The organism is Acinetobacter sp. UBA3025 (assembly GCF_002367915.1).
Lineage (GTDB): Bacteria > Pseudomonadota > Gammaproteobacteria > Pseudomonadales > Moraxellaceae > Acinetobacter.
Genome location: NZ_DFDO01000329.1, coordinates 1 through 10492 on the forward strand (window position 1 = coordinate 1; position 10492 = coordinate 10492).

Here is a 10492-nt window from a genome sequence, read left to right on the forward strand (position 1 = left end):
ATTGCGGAAGGAGTTCAGGCAGCTAAATTGCCGGGGCGTTTTGAAGTCCGAGAAATTCAGAATAAGACTGTAATTTTTGATGCCGGACATAACCCGCATGGGGTAGAGTTCCTGTTAAAACAATTACGCAATTATTTAAATTACAACAAGAAATATAAAGAAGTCATTTGTGTATTTTCCATGCTGGCAGATAAAGATATAAATTCTGTCGTCAAGTTGTTGAAAGACACTGTTCATTTGTGGAAAATTGCACCATTATCTGTACCACGTGCGGCAGAGGTCACACTTTTGACTGATGCACTGCAAGGTGAATTGATAGAACAATTTGACAATGTAAAATTAGCTTTTAAATCAGCGCTGTATGAAACAGAGAATAATCAGCTGATTTTGGTATGTGGATCATTTCATACCTTAGAAGCGGTATGGGAGTATTTGGAAGAATGTCAATGAATAACAAACAACGCTGGATGGGTGGCGTTGTTTTACTAGGTGGCGGTGTTTTATTGGCAGCATTACTCCTGAAAGGCCAAAATGAAATTCATCAGGATCGTCAGCAAAACCCGGCACTGGCTGCAGAAGTAGAATCAAAAGATACAGTCAACAATTCATTAGGTTCTTTAACAGTCGATGTGGAAACAGAAAAACGTCTGCTGGAACAGCAGCGTCGTGACCGCGAAAAGGCAGTAGCTGAACAGGAAGCTCGTGCAGCTGAATTTTTAGCCATGCAACAGCAGGCTGAGGCAGATGCAGCACGTCGTGCGGCTGAAGAATATGCTGCTTTGAATGCCCATCGTATGGGACAGCAAAGTTCAGACAATATTCCACCTGAGCTGGCAGAAGATGAACAGACGAAGCAAAAACGTCTGGCTGAAGACAAGGCTGCTACACAAAAAAAGTTAGAACAGCAGAAACTTGAGCAGCAAAAAGCCCAAACTTCAGCTGATACTGCCAAGAAACAGGCAGAGCAGAAGGCTGCAGAAGAAAAACGTAAGCTAGAAGAGAAACGTAAAGCTGAAGAAGCGCATAAGGCAGCTGAAGCAAAACGTAAGGCCGAGGAAGAGCACAAAGCGGCTGAAAAGAAAAAAGAAGCTGAGCATAAAGCTGCTGAAGAAAAACGTAAGGCAGAAGAAAAGCGCAAAGCTGAAGAGAAACATAAAGCAGAAGAGGCCAAGAAAAAGGCTGAAGCTGAAAAAGCCCGTAAACTTCTTGAAGGTGAAAGTGATAAACAGTGGATGGTGCAGGTGGCATTGGCTGCCAATGAAGCCAATGCTGATGCCATTGCGGCCAAACTGCGAGCCAAAGGCTACAAGGTCACCAAGAGCCAGACATCTAAAGGTGTGCGTATCATGGTCGGTCCATCTAAAGATCGTGAAACAGCAGATGCACTGCGTAAGAAAATCGCATCTGATGCTAGCCTGAACATGAAATCAGCCTGGGTGAATGACTGGGTGCCGCTAGATAAGCGTTAACTCTCTTACTTAACTGAAGTTTCTGTAGATGGATTCGCGAGTTGCTCGCGAATCCATTTTACATTTTCAGGAGTAAGTAATTTTTCAATATTGCGCCAAATTGAATGAAAGCCATAACCGCCATGCTTCATTTCCTGTACTGCATCTTCAATGCGCCAGTTCTGAAAAATAATCCGGTACATGGCCACACTGGCACCGGTACGGTCTGAACCGTGATAACAGTGTAAAAGTATTTTTTCATTATTTTGTCGTGCCTGTTGAATCAACTGCATTACGTTGAGTAAATCCTCGCGATTCATAGCCCAGGTATGAATGGGAATATGTTTAAGCTTGAGGTCTTCATTTGACAAAACATCCGTATCTTTGTCGCGTGAACGCAGGTTGATCACCACATTAATGGCATATTGTTTTAATAAGGGCGTCAGTTCATCGCTTGGCTGTTCACTTCGGTAAAGTTCATCGCTAATCTGATAAAAATTATGTTCTTCATGCAGTTCCTGTCCCCAGTGCATTGGGCGTTCCTGTTCAGGCAGCGCTGGAGTGCAGCCAGATAAAACAAGCGTGGAAACCAGAAGAAGTACATAATTATTTTTCATTGCGATCTAGACCCTCTTTTTAAGCATATCGGCTTTTTCAAAAAAAAGCCTGTCTGAAGACAGGCTTGATGGGAAAGTTCGAAAACCCGGCTCGTCGGTGGGCATCAAACTAAGCATGAAAATAATGGTTGATGTATGACAACTTTCATTTTCATGGTGGAGAGTTATTTACCGCTTTTTAATCATTCACTTATATCGAGATATTGTTATTGAAAACTATACTGCGCTGGTCTTGCGAACAATTAAAGCAGTGCTTTCGGTGTTATGACTCGAAGTGTAGCTTCTCGTCTTGCGCAAGGGCAGTATAATGGAAACTGCGCGCTACGCTTGCCTTGCGCAAAATTAAAAAGGAGTCCTTTTAATTCCTTACCAGCCATAGCATAGCTATGGCTCTTGCGCTCGGGCGAAGCAGTGCTTCGCTTATCCTCGCTCAGGCTGTGGCGTAAGACGTAAATAAGGAGTCACTGCCTTATAGCCTTTAGGGAAGCGTTGTTTGATTTCTTCCTCATCTTTTAGTGAAGGTACAATCACCACATCATCGCCATGTTGCCAGTTCGCCGGGGTTGCGACTTTATGGTTGTCGGTTAACTGAAGAGAATCAACAACACGTAGTACTTCATGGAAGTTACGCCCGGTTGATGCAGGGTAGGTAATAATCAGACGCACTTTCTTGTTTGGATCAATGATCACCAGAGAACGTACAGTCAGGGTTTCACTCGCATTCGGGTGAATGAAGTCATACAGCTCAGATACTTTACGGTCCTGATCGGCAATGATCGGGAAGTTAACGGTGGTACCTTGAGTTTCATTGATGTCTTTGATCCAGCCGTGATGGGATTCAACATCATCTACAGAAAGGGCAATTGCTTTCACGCCACGCTTTTCAAACTCATCTTTCAGCTTTGCGGTAAATCCCAGTTCAGTGGTGCATACAGGGGTGTAATCTGCTGGATGTGAAAATAAAATGCCCCAGCTATCACCTAGAAAGTCATAAAAGTTAATTAAGCCTTCGCTAGATTGCTGTTCAAAATTCGGTGCGGTATCGCCTAAACGTAAACTCATTTTCTTGCCTCAATTGATCTTGTAATGTGTCGATGAGAATAAATATGAACCAATTTTTTTATGATTAAAAATAGTGTTTTTAGAATTTCTTATGAATAAACCGAATAAAGAAATAGGCTGTCGATTCAGAATCAGACAAATCAGTCGTCTAATTAACTATATTGCATGGGTAAAATTTGCTACATTACTTTGCCTTAGGTCTCAGGGCTAGGACGAAGGATGAGTTTTTTTCATTGGTTTTCTGGCAAAACCCTTGTAGTTCAAATTTCTAGCACCATAATAACGACTAAGAACATATTTATTTGACAAGCAAGATTTAGAGAGTCTATTCATGTTGGCAAGTCTGATCGGAGGAATCTTCGGTACCAAAAATGAGCGCGAACTCAAACGCATGCGTAAAATCGTAGACAAGATTAATGCGCTCGAGCCGACGATATCAGCCCTAAGCGATGCAGACTTATCTGCAAAAACTGAAGAATTCAAACAACGATATAATAAGGGTGAAAGCCTAGATAAGTTACTTCCTGAAGCATTCGCAGTCTGTCGTGAAGCTGCAAAACGTGTTATGGGAATGCGTCACTACGACGTACAGTTGATTGGTGGTATTACCCTGCATGAAGGCAAGATTGCCGAGATGCGTACCGGTGAAGGTAAAACCCTGATGGGGACGCTGGCCTGTTATCTTAATGCATTGAGCGGGCAGGGTGTCCATGTCATCACGGTGAACGACTATCTGGCACAACGTGATGCCGAGTTAAACCGTCCATTGTTCGAATTCTTGGGTTTAAGCATTGGGATTATCTATTCCATGCAGAATCCGATAGAAAAATCTGAAGCCTATAAAGCAGATATCACTTACGGTACCAATAACGAATTCGGTTTCGATTATCTTCGTGACAACATGGTGTTCTCGTTGGCTGAGAAAAAACAGCGTGGTCTGACCTATGCCATTATCGATGAGGTCGATTCGATCCTGATCGATGAAGCGCGTACACCGCTGATTATTTCTGGTCAAAGTGAAGACTCCTCCCAGCTTTATGCAGCAATCAATAACATTCCGCCGAAATTAAAAGCACAGAAAGAAGAAAAAGTACCGGATGGCGGTCATTTCTGGATTGATGAAAAACAGCGTTCAGTAGAAATTACAGAAACCGGTTTTGAAACCATTGAAAGTGAATTGATTGCAATGGGCTTGCTGGCTGAAGGTGAAAGCCTGTATTCAGCTTCTAATCTGAATTTGCTGCATCATGTGACTGCTGCGATTCGTGCGCACTATCTGTATCAACGTAATGTGCATTACATCATCCATGAAGGTGAAGTGATCATCGTCGATGAAAATACCGGTCGTACCATGCCGGGCCGTCGCTGGTCTGAAGGTCTGCACCAGGCAGTTGAAGCAAAAGAAGGTCTGGAAATCCAGCCGGAAAACCAAACCCTTGCAACCACCACATTCCAGAACTATTTCCGTCTGTATAAAAAATTATCCGGTATGACCGGTACAGCAGATACTGAAGCTGCGGAAATGAAAGAAATTTACGGTCTGGATGTGGTAATTATTCCAACTCACCGTCCAATGATCCGTAATGACCAGAACGATTTGATCTACCTGAATCGTGAAGGCAAATACAACGCGATTATTCAGGAAATTCAACGTGTTCACGAAGCTGGTGTTGCGCCAATCCTGATTGGTACTGCTACTATTGAAGCGTCGGAAATTCTTTCTGACAAGCTTAAAGAAGCTGGTATTGAACATGAAGTCCTGAATGCCAAACAGCATGAGCGTGAAGCAGATATTATTGCCCAAGCAGGTGCACCGCGTGCCGTAACCATTGCGACCAACATGGCCGGTCGTGGTACCGATATTTTGCTGGGGGGTAACTGGAAAGCGCTACTGGCCAAAATTGAAAACCCAACCCCTGAAGATGAAGCGCGCCTAAAAGCAGAATGGGAAGCGAATCACGAAGCAGTTCTAGCTTCTGGCGGTTTGCATATTATCGGTTCTGAGCGTCATGAATCTCGCCGTATCGATAACCAGTTGCGTGGTCGTGCGGGCCGTCAGGGTGACCCGGGTGTATCGCGTTTCTACCTGTCTCTTGAAGATGACTTGATGCGTATCTTTGCGGGTGACCGTGTGGTTGCCATGATGCGTGCAATGGGCTTAAAAGAAGATGAAGCGATTGAACACAAAATGGTGTCACGCTCAATCGAAAATGCACAGCGTAAAGTAGAAGCACGTAACTTCGACATTCGTAAGAACCTGTTGAAATACGATGACGTGAATAACGAGCAGCGTAAAATTATCTATAGTCAGCGTGATGAGATTCTGGCTGAAAGTTCATTGCAGGATTATATCGAAGAGATGATCCGTGAAGTGATGCAGGGCATGATCGCCAACTATATTCCGCCTGAATCAATTCATGATCAGTGGGATATTGAAGGTCTGGAACTTGCACTACGTGAAGACTTATCGATTGATCTGCCAGTTGCACAATGGTTAGAGCAGGATCGTCGTTTAGATGAAGAAGCACTGGTTGAGCGAATTACTGAAGAAGTGGTAAATCGTTACCGTTCACGTCGTGAACAAATGGGTGCTGAATCTGCAGCATCACTTGAACGTCATTTCATGCTGAACTCTCTGGACCGTCACTGGAAAGAGCATCTGGCTGCGATGGATTACCTGCGTCAAGGGATTCATTTACGCGGTTATGCACAGAAAAACCCAGAGCAGGAATACAAAAAAGAAGCCTATAACCTGTTTGTAAACATGCTGGGCGTGATTAAATCTGACGTCATTACTGATCTGTCACGTATCCATGTGCCAACACCTGAAGAGCTGGCTGAAATGGAAGCACAGCAGCAGGCACAGGCTGAAGCGATGCGTTTGCAGTTATCTCATCAGGAATTTGATGGATTACTGGCTGAAGAAGATGAAATCACCACTGAACAAAATGCGCAGGCCAATCCGGTTGCACCAGTCTTTGAAGCACCGGCAAGCCGTAATGCACCTTGTCCATGTGGTTCAGGTCTGAAATACAAACAGTGTCATGGCAAGATCTAATTTCTGCTAAGTTTCTAAACTATAAAAAGATCAGGACCAAATGGTCCTGATCTTTTTATGTATATGGACTTTTCAGCTGATGAATACTGTTTGCACTGTACCGGATTAAATGGTATTTAATGGCAGATTGAACACCGCAAAGTGGAAGAAACAATGACAAAAGTATTAAAAACGATGATGGTTGCTGCTTTGGTAATCCCGACTTTAAGTTTTGCTGAAACAGCAACAACGACACCTGCTAAAGTTCAGCAGGCCATTGGTCCAACTACGGCTCAGGTTCAGACGAGTACAGATGGTCAGGTGACCATTGCAAGTCCGCGTACTGGCATTCGCTATACCTTTAATAATTCAAACCGTCCAATCGTTTTGCAGACTGCAGCGATTGCAGCAGCCAATGCAGCGAATGCTGACCGTATTGTTGCTTCTAACCCAGCGCTTTCTGCGGCAAGTCAGCAACAGGCGAAACAAGCTTTATTGAGTGAATCAACCCAGCTGGCTAAAAACTAAGTTTGATCCAGTTTAATAAAACCAGTCACCATGACTGGTTTTTTATTGTGAAAAACCATAAGAAAAGTGAGTGTTCATCTGGCTTTGGCTCGATTTTTTAATGAAGATCAACTAAGCTGTATTTTTCTGAAACTTCAATATTGGACATTTAAAAATGGCAGTTGGTGACGTATCTATGCCACAGATGCATGTGGTAAAAGGGGTGAGAATTGGTTCGGCAGAAGCATATGTACGCTATCAGAACCGACGTGACCTGGTGATATTTGAACTGGCTGAAGGCTCCAATGTTGCAGGTGTATTTACCCAGAATGCTTTTTGTGCTGCCCCTGTGCATGTTTCTAAAGCACATCTGGCGGTAGGTAATCCACGTTATTTAGTGATTAATACCGGAAATGCCAATGCAGGTACCGGTTCTACAGGTATGGCAAATGCTGAAGCCACTTGTGCCAAACTGGCTGAACTTGCAGGCGTGAAAGTTGAAGAAGTATTGCCATTTTCAACAGGGGTAATTGGGGAACAATTACCAATGGAGCGTCTGCTCAGTGGTTTACAGCCTGCATTAGAGTCATTGCGTGATGATGCCTGGATCGATGCTGCAACCGGCATCATGACTACAGACACTACACCGAAAGGTGCGTCTGAACAGCTCGAGCTGGATGGTGTCACCTATACCATGACCGGGATTTCCAAAGGCGCCGGCATGATTCGCCCAAATATGGCCACTATGCTGGGCTATGTGGCGACTGATGTACCAATCAGCCGTGAACTGGTTCAACAGCTTTTATCTGAAACAGTGAATCAGTCATTCAACCGCATTACCATTGATGGGGATACCTCTACCAATGACTCTTGTATTTTCATTGCTACAGGTCAGGCCGGTGGAACAGAAATTTCATCAGTTGAAGATCCGCGTTATGCAGCTGTACTTGAAGTATTGATGCGTACCATGAAACGTCTTGCGCAACTGATTGTGCGTGATGGTGAAGGTGCGACTAAGTTCATCACAGTTGCAGTAGAAGGTGGCGCCAATACTCAGGAATGCTGTGACGTGGCCTATAGTATCGCGCATTCTCCATTGGTGAAAACTGCGATCTTTGCTTCTGATCCAAACTGGGGACGTATTCTGGCTGCAATCGGTTATGCAGGTGTGGCGAATTTAGACGTTGCAAAAATTCAGGTTTGGTTAGATGATGTACAAATCTGCAAGGATGGTGGTGCTGCAGCAGACTATACCGAAGAGGCAGGTGCACGTGTGATGGCACAAGCTGAAATGACGATTCGTGTTGATCTTGGACGTGGTGAAGCAAAAGATACAGTCTATACCTGTGACCTGTCCTATGATTATGTGAAGATCAATGCTGATTATCGTTCATAATTCAGATTGTTTCTAAAGCCTCCGTTGTGGGGCTTTTTTTATATCTTATGATTTTTAATGACTGGTCAAAAAAGTATTTTGCTAGAGATGACCGGGATGTAGGGTGAAAGGTTCGTTGAATAATGAACCATGAGGGTAGAGTAAGAGTTGTTATGAATGATGCGACCAAATTAATAGCCAATGAAGCCAAATCGATTGTGCAGGCGCATTTAGATCGTTTAGGAGAACCCAAAGAGCATCAGATCAGTGCACAGGCCAAACAGGAAAAATTTGCACAGATTCAAGCCGAATTGGAAAAGCAGAATGCAGTACTAGTTGCACATTATTATTGTGATCCTGAAATACAGGAACTGGCAGAACTGACTGGTGGCTGTGTGTCCGATTCATTGGAAATGGCGCGTTTTGGACGTGACCATCCCGCATCGACCTTGGTGGTAGCTGGGGTTAAGTTCATGGGGGAAACTTCAAAAATACTTTCACCAGAAAAAACCGTCCTGATGCCAACTCTTGAAGCGACCTGTTCACTGGATTTGGGTTGTCCGGTAGAAGAATTTACCAAATTCTGTGATGCGCATCCTGATCATACTGTAGTGGTGTATGCTAATACTTCGGCTGCGGTTAAAGCTCGCGCTGACTGGGTCGTGACTTCAAGTTGTGCAGTTGAGATTATTGAACACCTCGATAGTTTAGGTGAAAAAATTATCTGGGCACCGGATCAGCATCTAGGGCGTTATATCCAGAATAAAACCGGTGCTGACATGCTGCTTTGGGATGGCGCGTGTATCGTCCACGAAGAATTTCGTTCGCGCGGAATTGCTAATATGAAAGCCTTATATCCAGATGCGGCAGTGCTGGTCCATCCAGAATCACCGATGTCTGTGGTAGAAATTGCTGATGCAGTCGGAAGTACTTCTCAGTTAATCAAGGCAGCTCAAACCTTGTCACATCAGCGTTTGATCGTGGCAACAGATCGCGGTATTTTCTATAAAATGCAGCAGGCTGTGCCAGATAAGATTTTGATTGAAGCTCCAACCGCTGGAGAAGGAGCAACCTGTCGTTCATGTGCACACTGTCCTTGGATGGCCATGAACGAGCTAGATGGAATCTTGCATGTTCTACAACATCGTGATCAGGAGATTCATGTTGACCCCGCATTAGCTCAACGAGCCAAACTGCCTTTAGATCGTATGCTGGATTTTAGTGCCAGCTTGAAACGCTAAGATTTTGTATAAAAAATGTCTGAAATGCTTGATAAATAAACGCTTGAAGTGTTTTTTTTGATTTTTTTTAAATATAGGTGTTGACGTCTTATGGCGTCACGCCTAGAATGCACACCGTACCAAGCGATAAGCTTGATACGAAAGCTGAGATGAATCGGAGCATAGCACAGCCTGGTAGTGCACCTGGTTTGGGACCAGGGGGTCGTAGGTTCGAATCCTACTGCTCCGACCAATTCTTCAAGGCGGATGGTGAAAATCATCAGTAAAGCGCTTGTAGCTCAGTTGGATAGAGCATCCGCCTTCTAAGCGGATGGTCACAGGTTCGAATCCTGTCAGGCGCGCCATTTTTGGTGGCTTGATATTTAAGAACCAAGGCAATGGTGGATGTAGCTCAGTTGGTAGAGCCCCGGATTGTGATTCCGGTTGTCGTGGGTTCGAATCCCATCATTCACCCCAACTCTTTGAGTTGAACATCGGAGCATAGCACAGCCTGGTAGTGCACCTGGTTTGGGACCAGGGGGTCGTAGGTTCGAATCCTACTGCTCCGACCATCGATAAAAATGATTAATTATATAGATACCGCATCAGGCGGTTTTTTTATGTCTGAAATTTAACTACGAATTAAATTTAGCAATCAAAATAAAAATAGATTAAAAACTGGTTATTTATTAAGTTCATTCTTCATTCTTCATTCTTCATTCTTCATTCTTCATTCTTCATTCTTCATTCTTCATTCTTCATTCCAGAATTATGTTTTTAATAAGTCGAGCTAAATGTACCTAGATCTTTTTATGGGTGAGTCGCATTTATTGGGAGGTCCATAGGGATTGTGAAAATAAGAAAAATATTTATTCGAGTGAGTTGGAAGAATATTTTAAGCAAGAGTAGTTATAGGAATAAAAAACTAAATTGCACTTTATTAAGCTGAAACAAAATAGCCCCTATTTTTTAAACTCAAAAATGAAAATAGTAAAAAGATATCTAAAAAATAGGGTTTTTAGATTAAAGAATATGCATATATGACATTTTTGTAGAAATAATAATCAACTGAAGTATTTTCTTAAAAATAGGGGTTGCGCTTGCTTGGGATTGGTCTATAATGCACATCCATCGGCGGTGATGAAGATTAAAACTTCTGATAAAACAGTAACTTAGTGTGAGATGCTTGAGTTGGGTTTTAGAGAGGAAGTTTAAAAATAATTTTC

At 43.3% G+C, this 10492-nt stretch carries 8 protein-coding genes and 4 tRNA genes; 10 read left to right on the forward strand and 2 right to left on the reverse strand.

Annotated features, from left to right (window positions below; translation table 11 throughout):
* Together B4J23_RS14025 and B4J23_RS14030 are read left to right on the forward strand one after the other, a co-directional pair.
* On the forward strand, positions 1–450 hold a 450-nt coding region (locus B4J23_RS14025), incomplete at its 5' end, for a glutamate ligase domain-containing protein (protein WP_291361485.1).
* Positions 441–1469 (forward strand): SPOR domain-containing protein, encoded by a 1029-nt coding sequence (locus tag B4J23_RS14030; protein WP_373683637.1) that lies wholly within the window; start codon positions 441–443, stop codon positions 1467–1469. The genes B4J23_RS14025 and B4J23_RS14030, both read left to right, overlap by 10 nt.
* A gap of 5 nt (positions 1470–1474) precedes the next feature.
* Here B4J23_RS14030 and B4J23_RS14035 read toward each other — a convergent pair whose 3' ends face one another.
* Both B4J23_RS14035 and B4J23_RS14040 read right to left on the reverse strand, forming a co-directional pair.
* Positions 1475–2065, reverse strand: a complete 591-nt coding sequence (locus tag B4J23_RS14035) for a dual specificity protein phosphatase family protein (RefSeq protein ID WP_291361489.1) — start codon at positions 2063–2065, stop codon at positions 1475–1477.
* A gap of 420 nt (positions 2066–2485) precedes the next feature.
* Positions 2486–3127 carry a peroxiredoxin gene (locus B4J23_RS14040; protein WP_004782192.1) on the reverse strand — a complete coding sequence of 214 codons (642 nt, stop codon included), beginning with the start codon at positions 3125–3127 and terminating at the stop codon, positions 2486–2488.
* 331 nt (positions 3128–3458) lie between these two features.
* Here B4J23_RS14040 and secA point away from each other — a divergent pair, with 331 nt between their 5' ends.
* The 8 genes from secA to B4J23_RS14080 all read left to right on the forward strand — a co-directional run bounded on the left by secA (position 3459) and on the right by B4J23_RS14080 (position 9838).
* The gene (gene secA, locus B4J23_RS14045) at positions 3459–6185 is read left to right on the forward strand and encodes a preprotein translocase subunit SecA (protein WP_159124163.1); all 2727 of its coding nucleotides are present in this window, start codon (positions 3459–3461) and stop codon (positions 6183–6185) included.
* A 153-nt stretch (positions 6186–6338) separates the two neighbouring features.
* On the forward strand, positions 6339–6692 hold the full coding sequence (locus B4J23_RS14050) for a hypothetical protein (RefSeq protein ID WP_291361491.1): 354 nt from the start codon (positions 6339–6341) through the stop codon (positions 6690–6692).
* A gap of 154 nt (positions 6693–6846) precedes the next feature.
* Positions 6847–8067, forward strand: coding sequence for a bifunctional glutamate N-acetyltransferase/amino-acid acetyltransferase ArgJ (argJ, locus tag B4J23_RS14055; RefSeq protein ID WP_291361494.1), 1221 nt, complete (start codon positions 6847–6849; stop codon positions 8065–8067).
* Positions 8068–8219: 152 nt separating this feature from the next.
* Positions 8220–9287, forward strand: coding sequence for a quinolinate synthase NadA (nadA, locus tag B4J23_RS14060; protein WP_291361496.1), 1068 nt, complete (start codon positions 8220–8222; stop codon positions 9285–9287).
* A gap of 155 nt (positions 9288–9442) precedes the next feature.
* Positions 9443–9519, forward strand: a tRNA-Pro gene (locus B4J23_RS14065).
* 35 nt (positions 9520–9554) lie between these two features.
* Positions 9555–9631: transfer RNA gene (locus B4J23_RS14070), tRNA-Arg, on the forward strand.
* 36 nt (positions 9632–9667) lie between these two features.
* Positions 9668–9743, forward strand: a tRNA-His gene (locus tag B4J23_RS14075).
* A gap of 18 nt (positions 9744–9761) precedes the next feature.
* Positions 9762–9838 (forward strand) — tRNA-Pro (locus tag B4J23_RS14080).
* The last annotated feature ends 654 nt before the right edge of the window (positions 9839–10492 follow it).